At 67.4% G+C, this 16,012-nt stretch carries 12 protein-coding genes, 2 tRNA genes and 2 pseudogenes; 10 read left to right on the top strand and 6 right to left on the bottom strand.

Annotation, left to right across the window (positions count from 1 at the left end; all coding sequences use genetic code 11):
• Positions 1 to 78 precede the first annotated feature (78 nt).
• The 4 genes from ACFWP7_RS36295 to ACFWP7_RS36280 form a co-directional block, all read right to left on the bottom strand.
• Positions 79 to 2,007, bottom strand: coding sequence for an ABC transporter ATP-binding protein (locus ACFWP7_RS36295; protein WP_384390746.1), 1,929 nt, complete (start codon positions 2,005 to 2,007; stop codon positions 79 to 81).
• Positions 2,007 to 3,740, bottom strand: coding sequence for an ABC transporter ATP-binding protein (locus ACFWP7_RS36290; RefSeq protein ID WP_384390743.1), 1,734 nt, complete (start codon positions 3,738 to 3,740; stop codon positions 2,007 to 2,009). The genes ACFWP7_RS36295 and ACFWP7_RS36290 overlap by 1 nt, the downstream gene beginning before the upstream one ends.
• A gap of 274 nt (positions 3,741 to 4,014) precedes the next feature.
• Positions 4,015 to 5,469 (bottom strand): FGGY family carbohydrate kinase, encoded by a 1,455-nt coding sequence (locus tag ACFWP7_RS36285; protein ID WP_384390740.1) that lies wholly within the window; start codon positions 5,467 to 5,469, stop codon positions 4,015 to 4,017.
• Between the two features lie 64 nt (positions 5,470 to 5,533).
• Positions 5,534 to 5,839, bottom strand: coding sequence for a YtxH domain-containing protein (locus ACFWP7_RS36280; protein WP_384390737.1), 306 nt, complete (start codon positions 5,837 to 5,839; stop codon positions 5,534 to 5,536).
• 147 nt (positions 5,840 to 5,986) lie between these two features.
• Here ACFWP7_RS36280 and ACFWP7_RS36275 point away from each other — a divergent pair.
• Together ACFWP7_RS36275 and ACFWP7_RS36270 are read left to right on the top strand one after the other, a co-directional pair.
• Positions 5,987 to 6,059, top strand: a tRNA-Asn gene (locus ACFWP7_RS36275).
• Positions 6,060 to 6,226: 167 nt separating this feature from the next.
• Positions 6,227 to 6,300, top strand: a tRNA-Ile gene (locus ACFWP7_RS36270).
• A gap of 536 nt (positions 6,301 to 6,836) precedes the next feature.
• On the opposite strand, the gene ACFWP7_RS36265 is transcribed toward ACFWP7_RS36270, so the two are convergent.
• Positions 6,837 to 7,769, bottom strand: a complete 933-nt coding sequence (locus ACFWP7_RS36265; RefSeq protein ID WP_384390735.1) for a helix-turn-helix domain-containing protein — start codon at positions 7,767 to 7,769, stop codon at positions 6,837 to 6,839.
• 274 nt (positions 7,770 to 8,043) lie between these two features.
• On the opposite strand from ACFWP7_RS36265, the pseudogene ACFWP7_RS36260 reads away from it, so the two are divergent.
• From ACFWP7_RS36260 to ACFWP7_RS36245, 4 genes and pseudogenes are all read left to right on the top strand, one after another.
• Positions 8,044 to 8,258 (top strand): annotated as a pseudogene (locus tag ACFWP7_RS36260) (hypothetical protein); the annotation flags it as partial.
• Positions 8,259 to 9,206: 948 nt separating this feature from the next.
• The gene (locus ACFWP7_RS36255) at positions 9,207 to 10,445 is read left to right on the top strand and encodes an ice-binding family protein (protein ID WP_384390732.1); all 1,239 of its coding nucleotides are present in this window, start codon (positions 9,207 to 9,209) and stop codon (positions 10,443 to 10,445) included.
• A 101-nt stretch (positions 10,446 to 10,546) separates the two neighbouring features.
• Entirely contained in the window at positions 10,547 to 11,302 is a 756-nt protein-coding gene (locus ACFWP7_RS36250) for a DUF5819 family protein (RefSeq protein ID WP_384390729.1), read from the top strand.
• A complete protein-coding gene (locus ACFWP7_RS36245) occupies positions 11,292 to 12,407 on the top strand; it encodes an HTTM domain-containing protein (protein WP_384390726.1) in 1,116 nt (371 codons plus the stop codon). The genes ACFWP7_RS36250 and ACFWP7_RS36245 overlap by 11 nt, the downstream gene beginning before the upstream one ends.
• A 1,272-nt stretch (positions 12,408 to 13,679) precedes the next feature.
• On the opposite strand, the gene ACFWP7_RS36240 is transcribed toward ACFWP7_RS36245, so the two are convergent.
• Complete coding sequence (locus ACFWP7_RS36240) at positions 13,680 to 13,877, bottom strand: hypothetical protein (protein ID WP_384390723.1); 198 nt, start codon at positions 13,875 to 13,877, stop codon at positions 13,680 to 13,682.
• On the opposite strand from ACFWP7_RS36240, the pseudogene ACFWP7_RS36235 reads away from it, so the two are divergent.
• From ACFWP7_RS36235 to ACFWP7_RS36220, 4 genes and pseudogenes are all read left to right on the top strand, one after another.
• Positions 13,861 to 14,025 (top strand): annotated as a pseudogene (locus tag ACFWP7_RS36235) (XRE family transcriptional regulator); the annotation flags it as partial. The gene ACFWP7_RS36240 and the pseudogene ACFWP7_RS36235 overlap by 17 nt on opposite strands.
• Before the next feature lie 94 nt (positions 14,026 to 14,119).
• On the top strand, positions 14,120 to 14,521 hold the full coding sequence (locus tag ACFWP7_RS36230; protein ID WP_384390720.1) for a hypothetical protein: 402 nt from the start codon (positions 14,120 to 14,122) through the stop codon (positions 14,519 to 14,521).
• Between the two features lie 254 nt (positions 14,522 to 14,775).
• A complete protein-coding gene (locus tag ACFWP7_RS36225) occupies positions 14,776 to 15,438 on the top strand; it encodes a GNAT family N-acetyltransferase (RefSeq protein ID WP_384390717.1) in 663 nt (220 codons plus the stop codon).
• Positions 15,435 to 15,998, top strand: a complete 564-nt coding sequence (locus ACFWP7_RS36220) for a SidA/IucD/PvdA family monooxygenase (RefSeq protein ID WP_384390714.1) — start codon at positions 15,435 to 15,437, stop codon at positions 15,996 to 15,998. Before ACFWP7_RS36225 ends, ACFWP7_RS36220 begins: the two co-directional genes overlap by 4 nt.
• The last annotated feature ends 14 nt before the right edge of the window (positions 15,999 to 16,012 follow it).

Raw genomic sequence — 16,012 nt, 5'->3', positions numbered from 1 at the left:
GTCTGGGGCGGAGCCCCAGGAACAAGGGACGGGTAGGGGCGGAGGGGGCGAAAAACCACCCCCACCCCCCGCCCCCCGTCAGTCGACCTCGGCCACCGCCTGCGCGAACTGCGCCTTGTACAGCCGCGCATACGCCCCGTCGGACGCGAGCAGCTCCGCATGAGCGCCCTGCTCGACGATCGCCCCGTTCTCCATCACCAGAATGGTGTCCGCGTCCCGGATCGTCGACAGCCGGTGCGCGATCACGAACGACGTACGCCCATGCGCGAGCTTCGCCATCGCCTTCTGGATCAGAACCTCGGTCCGGGTGTCGACCGACGACGTCGCCTCGTCAAGCACCAGGATCACCGGATCCGACAGGAACGCCCGGGCGATGGTGATGAGCTGCTTCTCACCCGCGCTCACCCCCGTCCCCTCGTCGTCGATGACGGTGTCGTACCCGTCGGGCAGCGTACGGATGAACCGGTCGGCGTGCGCGGCCCGCGCGGCCTCCTCGATCTCCCCGCGAGTGACGGCCCGCGAGGCCCCGTACGCGATGTTCTCCGCGATGGTCCCCCCGAACAGCCAGGTGTCCTGGAGCACCATGCCGATACCGGCCCGGAGTTCGTCCCGGGACATGGCGGCGATGTCGACCCCGTCGAGGGTGATCCGCCCCCCGGTGACCTCGTAGAACCGCATGAGCAGGTTGACCAGCGTGGTCTTGCCGGCGCCCGTCGGTCCCACGATCGCGACCGTGTGACCGGGCTCCACCTTCAGCGACAGATCCTCGATGAGCGGCTTCTCGGGGTCGTAGCGGAAGGACACGTTCTCCAACGCGACCCGGCCCCGCAGCTCGGCGGGACGGATCGCAGGCACCGGATCGGCCTCCTGCTCGTCCGCGTCGAGCAGTTCGAAGATCCGCTCGGCGGAGGCGACGCCGGACTGCACCAGGTTGGCCATCGAGGCGACCTGGGTCAGCGGCATCGAGAACTGCCGGGAGTACTGGATGAAGGCCTGCACGTCACCGATGGACAGCGAGCCGGAAGCGACCCGCAGACCGCCGACCACGGCCACCAGCACATAGTTCAGGTTCGACACGAACATCATCAGCGGCTGCATGACGCCGCTGTTGAACTGCGCCTTGAACCCGGCCTCGTACAGCTTCTCGTTCTGCTCGGCGAACTGCGCCGCCGACTCCTCCTGCCGCCCGAACACCTTCACCAGGTTGTGCCCGGTGTACATCTCCTCGATGTGCGCGTTGAGCTTGCCGGTGGTCCGCCACTGCTGGACGAAGTGCGGCTGCGAGCGCTTACCGACACGGGTGGCGATGTAGAAGGACAGCGGCACGGTGACCAGCGCCACCAGGGCCAGCAGCGGCGAGACCCAGAACATCATCGCCAGTACACCGATGATGGTCAGCAGCGAGTTGATGAGCTGCCCCATCGACTGCTGGAGCGTCTGCCCGAGGTTGTCGAGGTCGTTGGTCGCCCGGCTGAGCACCTCACCGCGCTGCCGCTTGTCGAAGTACGACAGCGGAAGCCGCGACAGTTTCGCCTGCAGGTCCTCGCGCATCCGGTACACGGTCCGGTTGACCGACCGGTTGACCAGCCGCGTCGCCACCGCCATCAGCAGACCCGCCAGCAGGAACACGACGAGTGCGAGCCCGAGCACCTCGCCGACCGCGTTGAAGTCGATGCCCTTGCCGGGGGTGAAGTCGGTCCCCGAGAGCATGTCGGCCGTACCGCCGTCGCCGCGTGCCCGCATGGCCGCGAGGACCTCGGCCTTCGTTTCGCCGGCCGGGAACTCCCGTCCGATGATGCCGGAGAAGACCAGGTCGGTGGCCCGGCCCAGGATCTTCGGGCCCACCACCGTGAAGCCCACGCTCAGCACCACGGCGACGAGCATCCCGTACATGGTGGCGCGCTCGGGCTTGAACTGTGCCAGGAGCCGTTTGCCCGACCCCTTGAAATCCATCGAGCGTTGATCGGGGCCGCCCCCGGCCATCATCCGCCCCATAGGCCCGGCCATCAGGCAGCCTCCGCTTCCGTGAGCTGGGAGAGGACGATCTCCCGGTAGGTCTCGTTGCCTGCCATCAGTTCACGATGCCGCCCGGTGCCGACGACCCGGCCCTCGTCGAGGACCACGATCCGGTCGGCGTCCCGGATGGTCGACACCCGCTGGGCGACGATCACCACGGTCGCCTCGGCGGTCTCGTGGGCGAGCGCCGCGCGCAGCATGGCGTCGGTCTTGTAGTCGAGCGCCGAGAACGAGTCGTCGAAGAGGTAGATCTCCGGCCGCTGCACGAGGGTGCGGGCGATCGCGAGACGCTGGCGCTGACCCCCCGACACATTGGTGCCGCCCTGGGCGATGGGGGAGTCGAGCCCGTTCTCCAGACCCTCCACGAAGCCCTTGGCCTGCGCCACCTCCAGCGCGTGCCACAGCTCCTCGTCGGTCGCGTCCGGATTGCCGTACCGCAGGTTCGTCGCCACCGTGCCCGCGAAGAGGTACGGCTTCTGCGGCACGAGGCCGACCGTCTTGGCCAGCAGTTTCGGCTCGATGGTGGACACGTCCACGCCGTCGACGAGGACCTCGCCGTCGGTGGCGTCGAACAGCCGGGGGACGAGGCCGAGAAGCGTCGACTTGCCGCTGCCCGTCGACCCGATCACCGCGGTCGTCTCGCCCGGCCGTGCCACCAGGTCGACGGATCTCAGCACCGGCTCCTCGGCACCCGGGTAGTGGAACCCGCCGCCACGGATCTCCAGGTGGCCGTGGCGCCGCAGCTCCACGACGGGCGAGGTCGGCGGCACCACACTGCTCGCGGTGTCCAGTACCTCTTCGATGCGCTCGGCGCAGACCTCCGCGCGCGGCACCATCATGAACATGAAGGTGGCCATCATCACGGACATCACGATCTGCATGAGGTAGGCGAGGAACGCGGTCAGATCACCGATCTGCATGCCGCCGCTGTCGATCCGGTGCGCGCCGAACCACACCACGGCGATCGACGACAGGTTCACCACGGTCATGACGATCGGGAACATCAGTGCCAGCAGCCGTCCGGTGCCCAGCGACACCTCGGTCAGATCGGCGTTCGCCTTCTGGAAACGCTCCTTCTCGTAGTCGTCCCGTACGAAGGCGCGGATCACCCGGTTGCCGGTGATCTGCTCGCGCAGCACCCGGTTCACGGTGTCCAGGCGGACCTGCATGGTGCGGAACAGCGGCCGCAGCCGCCGGATGATCAGAGTCACGGAGATGCCGAGGACCGGCACCACGGCGACCAGCACCCCGGACAGCGGCACGTCCAGGCCGAGGGCCAGGATGATGCCGCCCACACACATGATCGGCGCCGACACCAGCATGGTGAACGTCATCAGGGTGAGCATCTGCACCTGTTGGACGTCATTGGTGGTGCGGGTGATCAGCGAGGGCGCCCCGAAGTGGCCGACCTCGCGCGCCGAGAAGGACTGGACGCGGTCGAAGACGGCGGCCCGGATGTCCCGGCCGACTGCCGACGCCGTACGGGCTCCGTAGTAGACGGCCCCGATGTTGCAGACGACCTGTGCCAGCGATATGGCGATCATCACGGCACCGAGGGACAGAATGTAGCCCGTGTCGCCCTTCACGACACCGTTGTCGATGATGTGCGCGTTGAGGGTGGGCAGGTAGAGCGTGGCGCAGGTCTGCAGGAACTGCAGCAGCACCAGCAGGGCGATGGGTTTCTTGTACGGACGGAGGTACGTCCGAAGCAGTCGTATGAGCACGCGGGTCTCTCGGGTCGTCGGCGGCAGGAGGATCGGCGGGCGGTCGATGGGGCGACCACTGGGCGGTCGGTGGGTGACCATAAGGACGGGCGGTGGGTGACCAGTGCGCGGTCGGTGGGTGACCAAAAGGACGGGCGGTGGTGCCCCACCCCCTATCGTCGAACACTCCCCCCGTGTTACCTCAACCGATTAACCCAAGTGCAGGCCAAAAACCGACCCAGCCTCAGACTCCGGACCTACGTCCGTGCCGCATCAGCCGGTTGTCAGGCAGGTCCTAGCCCCGGAATGCCCCCGGATGCGCCTGTTCCCGTACGGCCACGTACTGCTGTCGTACGGCCTGCCCCATGGCCAGTTCCTCGCCGGGCTCCAGCACCTGCGCGACCGGGCCCTGCCAGGCGGGCGGAGTGCGCGGGTCGAGGGTGCCCTGCGAGACGCCGAGCGCCCAGGCCGCCTGCCGGGCCGCGCCGAAGGCCGCGTAGTCCGCGGGCTGCGGCACCACGACCTGCACGCCGAACAGCGCGGGCGCCACGGCCTGTACGGCGGTGAGCTCGGCGGCCTTTCCCAGCAGGAAGATCCGGCGTACGTCGACACCCCGGCCGCGCAGCACGTCGAGCGCGTCCGCGAGCCCGCACAGCATGCCCTCGAACGCGGCCCGCGCCAGATGCTCGGGCCGCATCGACTCCCGCCGCAGCCCGGCCAGCATCCCCGCCGTGTGCGGCAGGTTCGGCGTCCGCTCGCCCTCCAGATAGGGCAGCATCACGAGCCCGTGGGAACCGGGCGTCGACTTCATCGCCAGGTCGGACAGGCTCTCCAGATCGGGCAGCCCGAGGAGTTCGGCGGCGCCGCGCAGGGCCCGTACGGCATTGAGCGTGCTGACGACCGGCAGATGCATCCCGGTCGCGTCGGCCAGCGAGGTGATCATGCCGGAGGAGTCGATCAGCGCCTCGCGGTGTACGGCCATCACGGACCCGGAGGCTCCCAGTGACACGACCGCGTCGCCGAGCCCGACGCCGAGCCCGAACGCCGCCGCCATGGTCTCTCCGGTCCCGGCGGAGATGAGGAGCCCCTCCGGGGTGGTACCCGCCGCGTCGGACGGGCCGAGCACCTCGGGCAGCCCGACCTGGTGCCCGAGCGCCAGTTCGACGAGATCCGGCCGGTAGCCGCCGGTAGCCGCCGACCAGTACCCGGTTCCGGAGGCGCCGCCCCGGTCGGTGGTCCTGCGGGCCGGCCGCCCGAGCAGCTGCCACACCAGCCAGTCGTGCGCCTGCATCAGGAACGCGGTGCGGCGCGCGGCGTCGGGTTCGGTCCTGTTCAGCCAGCGGAGCTTGGTCACCGGCTGGCCGGCCTGCGGCACACAGCCCACCGCCTGGGCCCAGGCCTCGCGCCCGCCGAGCGCGTCGACGATGTCGGCGGCCGCGACCTGCGCCCGCTTGTCACTGCCGACGAGCGCCGGCCGCACCGTGTTCCCCTGCGCGTCCAGCGGAACGAGTCCGTTCTGCTGCGCGGACACGCCGATGGCCTGCACACCTTCGAGCAGCCCGCCGCCGGCCGCCTCTCCCAGGGACAGCAGCCAGGCCTGTGGATCGACATCGGAAGGCCGCCCGCCACCCTCGGCCGGCTCGACCGGATGCGGTGCATAGCCCTGTTTGAGCACGGTGCCCGTATCCGCGTCACAGACGACGATACGAGTGAAATCGGGCGAACTGTCCAACCCGGCGACTATCCCCATGGCGCAAATTCTGCCGTACTACGAGAGAAGAGCGCGCCGGACCGGCTACGTCCGTACCCGATCGCTACGTGTTGGAGCTGCCCCAGTCGTCCTCGCCGCGGCCGTTCGTGTTCCGCTCGCGCAGGGAGCGCACCCGGTCGGTGACGGAGGTGGGGACACGGTCGCCCACCTTCTCGCTCACCGTGTGGTACGCCTTGCCGGCGAACACGCGGCCCTGCTGGGCGGCGGTCTCGGCGGTGTTGCGCACCGCCGCGTTCTGCGAGATCTGGCGGGCGGACTTCTTCAACTGCTCGTAGCGTTCGCGCCCGGCGCGTGTGCCCAGCACGTAACCTAGAGCCAGTCCGGCGACGAATGTGAGCCGGTAGCGCATGACGGCCACCCTTCCCTTGCGTCGGCATCGGTGTGGGGGCGGAACCGATTGGCGGAGCACCCCCCTGCTTGCGCTAATGTATGTGTCGCAGCGAGCGCACGCTGCCTGGCGAATACCCAGGCAGGTGCGTTCGATGCAACGAAGCGATCCCCTGTAGCTCAATTGGCAGAGCAGCCGGCTGTTAACCGGCAGGTTACTGGTTCGAGTCCAGTCGGGAGAGCAGCGGAAAAGGACCCCTCAGGGGTCCTTTTTCATGTCCGCCGGAACCGCGCGCAGCGCGCCGAAGTCCTCATGGTCATGCGTTGCCGACCATCCGAAGCAGGAGATCGTATGAGCGGCTATGCTGCGGCAGACGGCGCGCACAAATGTGCGCGACGCGCCGTAGATGGGGCGGTAGCTCAGCCGGTTAGAGCAGCGGACTCATAATCCGTCGGCCGTGGGTTCGAGTCCCACCCGCCCCACCTGTGCAGGCTTCTGACCTGCGGGAACGTTCTTTTTTGGGTGTCGGGGCGTCAACTTTGCCTGAACGGACGGAATCCGCTGCTCGTGGGTTTGGGGCCGGGGTGGTCTGTGGCGGTTGCTACTCCGCTGACCTGCATGGTTGCAACGACCGGTTGCTGGCGTGAGTCACCGCGGCTGGCCGGTCCGATGGCCGGAACGGTGAATTCGGGACGCCGGCAGGACGCGGGAACCGCGAAAGGTCGAGGACGGCCTGCCGCTGGGCCCCGCCGCGGAGTGCGCGGGTACGAAGTGAGGGCATCAGTTCCGGTCCCAGCCAGTCCCGGCGCTTCGGTGTCGTCCGTGCCATCCAGCGGTGGTGCCGTGGCGTGGGCCGTTCCGACGCCATGGCTTCTGGTTTGAGCAGTGACGAGCCGGTCCGGCGCTCTGAAGGCCCGGTCTGGGATGCGTCGGCCTGGTCACTGTCGAGGCCAGGTCCACCGGTGCGTGGCGGTAGCTGGCGGGCCGCCGCTCCACGAGCCCACATACGAGATGGCGGTCATCGTGTCAGGGGCAGAGCTTGGAGTGATCCTTGAGGTTCCTTGGAGTCGCTGTGACGGAGCGGGGAGGCGTCTGCGTTGATGTAGGTCTTGATGGCGTGGGCGACGAAGTGGCGGGTGCTGCCCGGATCGAGGGCCAGTGTCCTCAGGTGGGCGTAGGTGGTGCGGTAGTGCTCCAGGTCGGATCGTTTCTCCAGGTAGAGGTGGCTGGTGGATCCTTCCACGTACACCACTCCCGCCTCAGGACTGTCGGCGAACCTCAGGATGGAGAACTGCCCTGAAAGGCCAGGGTGGGCCCCCACGTCGTAGGGGAGGACCTGCACGGTGATGTGTGGCTCGGCGCCCAGTGCGTTCAGGTGCTCCAGTTGCTCGCGCATGATGTCGGGACCGCCCACGACGCGATGCAGTACCGATTCGTCCAGGACGACCCACAGACGCAACGGGCGGGCTGGGTGGTAGATCCGGTGCTGACGGCGCAACCGCACCCTGAGGCGCGTGGTGGCCTGGTCGACAGTTGCCGGCGGAATCGTGTTCTGGATGACCGCATGGGCGTAGGCGGGTGTCTGCAGCAGGCCCGGGATCACCGTGGGCTCGTAGGCGTGGATGCAGACGGCGTCCGTCTCCAGGCCGATATAGGTGCTGTAGGGGATGTCGCCGTAGGCGTTCCACCAGCCTTGCTGCCCGGATTCCTTGGCCATCCGCATCAGTGAGTCGACGACCTGCTGGTCCGTCACTCCGTAGATCGTGCAGAGGTCCCGCACATCACGGGGGCTGATCGCGCGCTGGCCGTTCTCCAGCCGGCTGATCTTGGGCTGGGAGACCAGGAGTCGCTCTGCCACTTGTGTACTCGTCAGGCCGCTGGCTTTCCGCAGCAGGCGGAGCTCGGCTCCCAGACGGCGTTTTCTGACGGTGGGATTGATGTTCGCCGTCACGGGCTGCGTGCCTCCGGCTTCCAGGGCCCTCTGCTGGAGGGCAGCCTGCCAAGATCAGATTGACTGAGCGCATTGTGTACTGCCCCGCCGAGGCCGTGCGCGATCGGCTGCCGGAGTTCACCTGTCCGGCCCAATTGGGGGGATGAACTCGGCTCCGCGACGGGGGTGTTGGTGGGCCAGGTCCGTTGACTGCGGTTTCTCACTCGGGCAGGTGGCCTTCTGGTGTGGCAGTCGGGCGCGTGACCGTGATGCGGGCGACCGGCCCCTCTGCCTGCACGGCATGCCCGAGGCGGAGTTCGACGCCCTGTTCACCGCCGACAGGCCCACTGTCTTCGCCTGCCACAGCGATCCGTGGCTCATCCATCTCTCACCTATCGCGGCCATGACCACGTGCATCCGCATGTGCGCGGACATATGGAGGAAGCGACCACCACGCCCTTCGGCATGGTCGTGCGCAACGGCCTCGACAGATACCGCCTCGTCATGGAGTCATGCAACGTGCACCCGGCCCCTCGTGCGTGAGGCCACCGTCCGGCAGCGGACGGACGCGGAGGAGTCCTGGGGCACGGCTTGTCGCACGACGCCTCCACAGGCGGACCGCGGTCGTGGTTCTGCTCATCACCGCGTGGCCCACGCGAAACACGCACGGCACAGCTCACGGCTGTTCCCGAGGGCACAGGTTGTCGGCCGCCATTGGAGCCCGGTCGGCAGGCCGTGCCGTAGTACTCGAAGACCGCTGGTTCCCGCTCGGTGGGCAGGAGGGTCGGCCGTGCCGATTGAAGGAGCCTTTCCCTCCTGATTTCCTGGCGTAGGAGACCTTGAGGTAGCCCGGGCCGGCGATGACTCCGGCATAAACACGCCGGAGTGACCCGTCGGGGTGAACGCGCGCGAGAGTGAATCAGCCCGAAATTCAATATTACTGGGGCGAGTTCGGCTTGGGCTTGCTCGCGCAGGGCGTTAACCCGCTTGTTTTCTGCGCCGTCCATATGCCGAATGCTTTGGCGTGACGGCGTGATCATGGCAGGTGAAGTTGTCCTGCAGCAGTCGGCCGTGCTCAAGCCACTCACGAGATCACCAAGCGGTTCACTCCTGGTGGCAGCTATGAGGCGGTCGCCCCCGCCGCCCTCGTGCAGGAGGGTTGCGTGACCTTCTTGCGGTATGCCCTCCCTTCCGTCGGCGGTGACCCGCCGACTCGCGGGGAGAGTTGCTCTCCGGCGAATTCCCAGGTGCCTGTCCGGGGCAGCGGATCGACACCATCCGGCCCATTAGGTATTCCTATGAACTTCGCCGTTGGCTCGTCTATTCCGGCGGAGTCGCTTGAGTGGATCCCGCTCCGATTTCTTTCCTGCGTAATATGCCAACGACACGAAACAGGCGATTCCCTGCGACCGAGAACCGCCGCCAATGCACTGCCCCCTCACAGGAGTTGGCCCCTCGATGACGCTGAATATTCCTGATGCGCCTCTGCGGCGCACCATGTCGGTTTGGTTCGCGGCGGTTACGGCCGTGGTGATCGCCGCCGTCGTACTCGCGATGACGCCGACACGCGCCAACGCCGTTGCCACACCCGTACCTCTGGGTACGGCGGGCAGCTTCGCCGTACTGGCCGGTTCACAAGTCACCAACACCGGGCCCTCGTCGATCACCGGGGACCTCGGAGTGCATCCGGGAACGGCCATCATCGGATTCCCGCCCGGCACGGTGTTCGGGGCCCAGCACTCCGCGGACGCTGTGGCGCTCCAGGCCAAGCGTGACCTGGTCACGGCGTACAACAACGCCGCCGGACAGGCACCGGACGTCACGTATCCCACCGCTCCCGATCCCGTGGAGCTCGGTGGCAGGACGCTGGATCCCGGTGTCTACAAGGCGCCGATCTCCGCGGGCATCACCGGCACGCTGACTCTCGACGCGTACGGCGACCCCAATGCCGTATGGGTCTTCCAGATCGGTTCGACTCTGACGACGGCATCCGGCAGCAACGTGTCTTTCGTCAACGGCGCCTCGCCGTGCAACGTGTACTGGCAGATCGGCAGCTCGGCCACCCTCGGCACCAACTCCGCTTTCGTGGGCACCATCATGGCCCAGGAGTCGATCACCGTCACCACGGGAACGACCATCGCCGGCCGGGCGCTGGCCCGCACCGGCGCCGTGACGCTCGACAACAACACGATCAACCGGGGTACATGTGCCACCGGCTCCACCGGTGGTTTGATCACGGGCGGTGTGATCGCCGGTGCCACGTCAGGTGGCACGACAGAGGGCACCACGGGCAGCACCACGGTTGGCGTCATCGGCGGTGTGCCGACAGGTGGCGGCACGGGCGGCCTTCTCGGCGGCGTCCTGACGTCGGGTGGATCCACCGGTGGTGCCCTTGGCGGCCTCGTCGCGGGGGCCACCACGAGCGGCGCCACGGGTGCCGCCACCGGCGGTGTCAACGGTGGCGGCACCAGTGGTAGCACCAGTGGTAGCACCAGTGGTAGCACCAGTGGTAGCACCGGTGGTTCGACAGGTGGAAACGGTCATGACGACCACGGTGAGAAGCCCGATGACCACAACCATGGCGGCAAGCCCGAAGAGCATGGCGAACATGACGGGTATGGCGGGCATCAAGGGAAGCCCGACAAGCCGGAGGGTCACGGCAGCGATCACGAAGGTGACCACAAGAAGTCTGCCTAGCTCCATCTGAGCGAGCAGGACGAGCGGCGCGCGACGGATCGTTGTCGATTCCGTCGCGCGCTGTTGGCGAAGTCTCAGGAGACACGGAGAGAGAAGCCAGGATGGAAAAGCCAGGTGGGGCCGTGCCCGGTGGCGTCGAAACGGTGGATGTCGACGAACCGGACCGGGTCGGCGCTGAGCCGACAGGGCAGGGGGACGGGGGTGGGAAGCCCTTGGTGTTCCAAGGGGCTTCGAAGCCTTCGCTCATCCTCCTGAAGGCGGGAGTGCGGGCCACTGTGGTCGTGTGTCTGGCGACGGCCCTGGTCCATGTGCTTCTGGTGTTTCTGCACGTGGCGCCCCCGAACCCCCTTTCTCGGCAGTACGGCCGACAAGTCAACGCATGGGTCTTCCCGCTGTTCGAGCAGAACTGGCGGCTCTTCGCGCCGGATCCCGAGTCGGTCAACCGGCAGATTTCGGCGAGGACCCTGCACACCGCCCGGGACGGCAGCACCCAGGTGAGCGGTTGGTTCGATCTGACCGCCGTCGACAACTCCGCGGTGAAGCACAACGTCTTCCCGAGTCACACAGCTCAGAACATGCTGCGGAGGGCCTGGAGTTCCTACCTCGAAACCCACGTGGGTGACGACCGGCCGCGCTCGCAGCGGGCGCTGATGATGCAGCAGTACCTGACCAACATCGCGGCGGATCGCCTTGCTGCCCGCCGGGGCGGCACCTTTGAGTCCGTCCAGCTGCGGGTGATCACAGTGCCCATCGCCGCGCCCGCCGCGGCGAACGGCGCCAACCCGGCAGCAGCCGTACCGAAGCCCGCGGATACGCGGTATCTGCCCTGGTGGAAGGTGGACTCCTATGGAAACTGAGCAGCCACTCGCACTGCGGCGGCGTACTCCCGAAGGGGTGAACGCAGGAGTGCCGCACGGGGTGCCGGAGCGGAACGGTGCGGTTCTCACCATCTTGTCCGAGCGGCCGATCTCCCTCTACGCCGCGGCGGTCCTGCGTATCGGATACGGATTCCTCTATCTCGTCTTTCTGCTGCGCGAGTTTCCGCACCGCGACGAGATCTGGGGTCCTGGTTCACCGTGGACGCCCGAGCTGGCGAGGCAACTGTTCGACCAGACGGGATGGGTCAGCATCCTGACCCTGTCCGACAACAGGGCCTATTTCGAGGCCTGTTACGCGCTGGCCCTCGTCACGTCCGTGCTGTTCCTGCTGGGCTGGCGGACCAGAGCGGTGTCCGTGCTGTTCGCGGTGGTGGTCGCGTCATTCCACGCCAGGGCGATCTTCATGACCGATGGAGGAGACAACCTCATCCTCCTCATGGCCGTGTACCTCGTGTTCACCGCATCCGGCCGCCGCTGGTCCCTGGACGCCCGCAGAGCCCGTCTCCGGGCCTCCGAGGGGAAAGCGCGGAGGCCGGTGGGTCAGGGCGCGGCCGAGCTCCGCCATTCCCGCCACATGCTGACTGCGGTACTGCACAACTGCGGCATGTTCGTCATCGCGGCCCAGGTCTGCTTCCTCTACGGATCCGCGGGTCTCTACAAGGTGCAGGGCGGCTCCTGGGGCAACGGGACCGCCCTCCACTACATCCTGAATCTCGACCTGTTCCGGCCCTGGCCCGCGCTCTCCCTCATGGCGGACGAGCACGACCTGCTGATCACCCTCGCGTGCTATCTGACGGTGCTGCTGCAGGTCGCGTTCCCCTTCGTCCTGTTCGGACGGCTCAAATACCCTGTCCTGACCATGCTGCTGGGCATGCATCTGGGCATCGCCGTACTCATGGGACTCCCGCTGTTCTCCGGCGCGATGATCATCGCGGACGCCGTGTTCCTGCCGGACCGCTTCTACCAGTCCTTGGGACGATTGTGGCGGCGCACCGGCCGAGCGACAGACGGCGGGAGGATGCGGCTTTCGACGCGCGGAGAGCCGGCACTCGTGCCACCGCAGCTCACACCGTCGAGCCGCTGAGGGGCCCTGTGGTCTGTGCGGCGGCAGCACGAGGCGGACTTTGCGGCCGGTGGTGCGGAAAGTGCCGCGTGCGCAGCAGCCGCTCCGAGGCGGAGCCTCTGCGCATGGGAAGGAGAATCCGCTGCGGGTGGGTTCGAGACCCGTTCCTGAGCTGGCGCAACCGGTTCTGCGTCGGCCAAGCCTGTCCATCCGGGACGCAAGGACAGGAAAAGGCCGACAAGGACAGAGGAGCACCAACATGGATCCTCCCTTCTGACCAGCCAAAACGTCATGGATGAGCAGTGATCGGCAAGGACCGCCAAGATCCCCAAGGGACTCATACTCCGTCGGCCGTGGGTTCGAGTCCCACCCGCCCCACCTGTACAGGCCTCTGACCTGCGGAAACCTTCTTTTTTGGGTGTCGGGGCGTCAACTTTGCCTGAACGGACTGAATCCGCTGCTTGTGGGTTTGGAGTCCGGCGGTGCTCGGGGGAGTTTTAACCCATCTGACCTGCGGCGGAGTAGGTGATCGGGGTTGTCCCTCGTCGTCTGGGCGACTGTCCTGAGGGCCGATGCCAAGACTCAGGGGCCGTACAGGGGCCGGGGTGGCGCGGCTGTGTCCAGGCGATGGTGTCTCCGGGTCGATTCGTTGTCCCATTTGCTTGTGGTGCGGGCATGGGGCTGCCATCCACAGCGCGGCCAGTCGAGTACCGGGTCGGCAGCGGAGGCGGCGCAGATGCCGGTACGTCTGGTGCGCAGGCCGGGGTAGAGCGACGCCGGCTGCTGCCTGTGCTGTGGAGGGGCTGTCGGCTTCTTGCCGTCCCGATCCTCGATCTCGTCCGGGGTTGGCGTCCTGTGTGCCGATAGCGGACCTTGAGTTGCGTGGTAGTAGGTGGCCGTTGAGAGGGCGTCCTGGCGATGGTCGGGGGCAAGGAAACGGCCCGAAGAGGAAACGGTCCTACAGGGCACACCGCCTCTTGCCTAGTTCCCCACGGTTCGGTTGGTCAGATTTCCGGGCGGTCGTCGAGGGCTGCCCGGCCGGTCATGGGCGGGGCCGGATGATGACGGCACTCCCCGGCACGACGATGCTGGGGTGACCATCTGTGCAGCCGCCTGTTGTCGGCGTGTCCGGCCCGTGCGGCAAGGCCGGGTAGTTAGGGCTTGCCGATCAATAACTCGCCGTCTTGCTCCGATTTGGGGATGCCGAGGTGTGTGGTGAAATCGTCGAGGGTGGCCAGATGCGTCTCGGCAGGTTCGAGTTGTTGTTCACGGACGTCGTACTTGCTGCCGGCTTCAGACCGATGTCACGGTCAGCCGGTCCGGGGCGCCGGACTTGGCCTGGGCGATGAGGTCCGCGAACTGCTCCTCGCTCATCTGCACCTGCTGTCCGAAGTCGTCGGTGATGCGCACCCGCTTGTCCTCGGGAGCGTCCGGGTCCACGAAGAGCCGGGGACAACCGCAGTCGCAGTCACCGCAGGTTGCCGCAGCCATGGGTGTCACCCAGGCACGCGTCTCGCGCATCGAGAAGGGCCAGCTGGAGCGCAGCGAGGTCGAGACCCTCGCTGCCTATGTCAAGGCACTCGGCGGCAAGTTGAAGATCGTCGCTGACTTCGGTGACGAGACCTACGTCCTCGGCTGACCCGATCGGCAGGCTGCTGCAGGGGTCAACGCGCACTCTGGTCGACAAGTGGTCGACAAGTGGTCGAGGTGCTGAGGGGCCGCCGTCCGAGGTCGTGAAGCCGGTGCCGGGCGCGGTGGCGGGATCGGTGGTGCCGGAGCGGGCCGAGGGCGTGGCGGCGTCGGCCCTGGCGCCGGAGTACCAGCGGATCGTGTCCGTGCTGGAGTCGGAAGTGGGCCGGGAAGGCATGCGCTGTCAGCAACTGACCGTGGCCCTGGGGCTGGAGGCGGTCCCGGCGAAGGTCGAGGGGCTGCGGTCGAAGGCGAGACGCCTGGTGGAACGGGGACGAGTGCTGCAGGTGCGGCCGGGGGTGATCACCGCGCTCGGTGTCGGCCGTCTGAAGGCACCTGAGCGGCGTCGGGTCAGGCTCATGACCATGCTCATGGGACGCCGCCTCGCCCGGCACAGCCACGCTCACGCTCACGCAGCGTCCACGCTGACCAGCCGGTCGCGGTGAACATCCCCGGTGCCGGCTAAGTCGCCCAGCGCGTTCCACCAGACGCTTCAGCTTCGAACGCAGCCCTACCACCTTCGCCTGCACCATCTCGAGCCCCAGCACGGAAGCCAGTCCATCGGCCCGCATCCCGCCGGTGTCCGCCTGCGAGGTCAGTACAGCCATGCAGCATCGCCGTCCTGATGGACGTCGAGCGTCCGTTTCCCATGGCGCAACAAACCTTGACGCGGGACACCGGCCACTGAAAACGTGAACGCATGTCGCGTTCACATTTGCAGCACGCGAGCGAGCCGGCCTGGGGCGAGATGGTCTGGCCGGTACCCGAAGGCACCGAACTGCCGGGCAGGCACGTACGACTGACTCCAGTCGACCCGGCAGTGCATGCCGGGGGGCTGTTCGCGGCGCTCGACCATCGCCAGGTGTGGCAGCACTTCGGCACACCGAGGCCATCCGACGCAGCCCAACTGGCCGCCGGGCTGGCGCACTTCGGGCAGTCGCCCGATCTGCGGCAGTGGGCGGTCGTCGCCTTACGGCCGGTTGGCGATTTCGCGTCGGGGGACGTGATCGGGGTGTCCTCGTACCTGGACGCCTCCCCGCACAACGCGCGGGTGGAGATCGGGGCCACCGCGTACAGCCCGTCGGTCTGGTCGACCGCGGTCAACCCGGAGGCCAAACTCCTGCTACTGCGGTACGCGTTCGAGACGCTGAACTGCGCGCGCGTGCAGTTCAGGACCGATGTGAGGAACGAGCGGTCGCGGCGCGCGATCCTCGGCATCGGCGCCGTTCACGAGGGAACGCTGCTGCGCTACGAGCGGCGGATCGACGGCACGATCCGCGACACCGCTCTCTACTCCGTCACGGCGGACCGCTGGCCTGACGTCGCGGACCTGCTCGCCAAACGGGTCGAGGTGTTCGGGTGACCCCGTCGGCAGCCCCACTCGCGTTCGTAGCGGTGGGCGCGGGTCCGTCGAACCTCAGTCTCGCGGCACTCGCCAAATCCCACCCGGACATCGACTTCCGGGTATTCGAGCGCAACTCCGCGATCAGCTGGCACCCGGGAATGATGGTTCGCGGCGCCCGCCTCCAGGTGGCCCCCGTCAAAGACCTGGTGACGCTGGTCGACCCTGGCAGCCCGTTCTCGTTCAATGCCTTCCTGAAGGCGAAGAACCGCTTGTACCGAGCCCTGGTCGCCCATCGCTCCGGCGTCAGCCGCCAGGAGTACGAGCAGTACTACGAGTGGGTCGCCGGGCAGATCGAGGAAATCGCACTTGGCGAAGAAGTGCACGAAATAGACTTCCGGTCCGGCGAATTCCGGATCGAGACCGCGAACGGCACCGCCTGTCAGGCCCGTAACGTCGTGGTGGGAGTGGGCCGCACACCGCATGTCCCGGAATTCGCGAAACCGCTGCTGGGCGACGGGGTTTTCCACTCGTCACGCTATCTGGACCGAAGAGCAGTCCTGCCCGGGGGGACGTCCTAGTCGTCGGGGGCGGC

The organism is Streptomyces sp. NPDC058470 (assembly GCF_042721055.1).
In the GTDB taxonomy this organism is placed as follows: domain Bacteria; phylum Actinomycetota; class Actinomycetes; order Streptomycetales; family Streptomycetaceae; genus Streptomyces.
The sequence above is the reverse complement of the archived record's forward strand: the minus strand, read 5'-3'. Positions and strand labels throughout refer to the sequence as shown.

Coding starts and splice junctions, on each gene's coding strand:
- ACFWP7_RS36295 (WP_384390746.1), bottom strand. CDS start 2,007: ATGGCCGGGCCTATGGGGCGGATGATGGCCGGGGGCGGCCCCGATCAA.
- ACFWP7_RS36285 (WP_384390740.1), bottom strand. CDS start 5,469: ATGGGGATAGTCGCCGGGTTGGACAGTTCGCCCGATTTCACTCGTATC.
- ACFWP7_RS36280 (WP_384390737.1), bottom strand. CDS start 5,839: ATGCGCTACCGGCTCACATTCGTCGCCGGACTGGCTCTAGGTTACGTG.
- ACFWP7_RS36255 (WP_384390732.1), top strand. CDS start 9,207: ATGACGCTGAATATTCCTGATGCGCCTCTGCGGCGCACCATGTCGGTT.
- ACFWP7_RS36250 (WP_384390729.1), top strand. CDS start 10,547: ATGGAAAAGCCAGGTGGGGCCGTGCCCGGTGGCGTCGAAACGGTGGAT.
- ACFWP7_RS36245 (WP_384390726.1), top strand. CDS start 11,292: ATGGAAACTGAGCAGCCACTCGCACTGCGGCGGCGTACTCCCGAAGGG.
- ACFWP7_RS36240 (WP_384390723.1), bottom strand. CDS start 13,877: ATGGCTGCGGCAACCTGCGGTGACTGCGACTGCGGTTGTCCCCGGCTC.
- ACFWP7_RS36225 (WP_384390717.1), top strand. CDS start 14,776: ATGTCGCGTTCACATTTGCAGCACGCGAGCGAGCCGGCCTGGGGCGAG.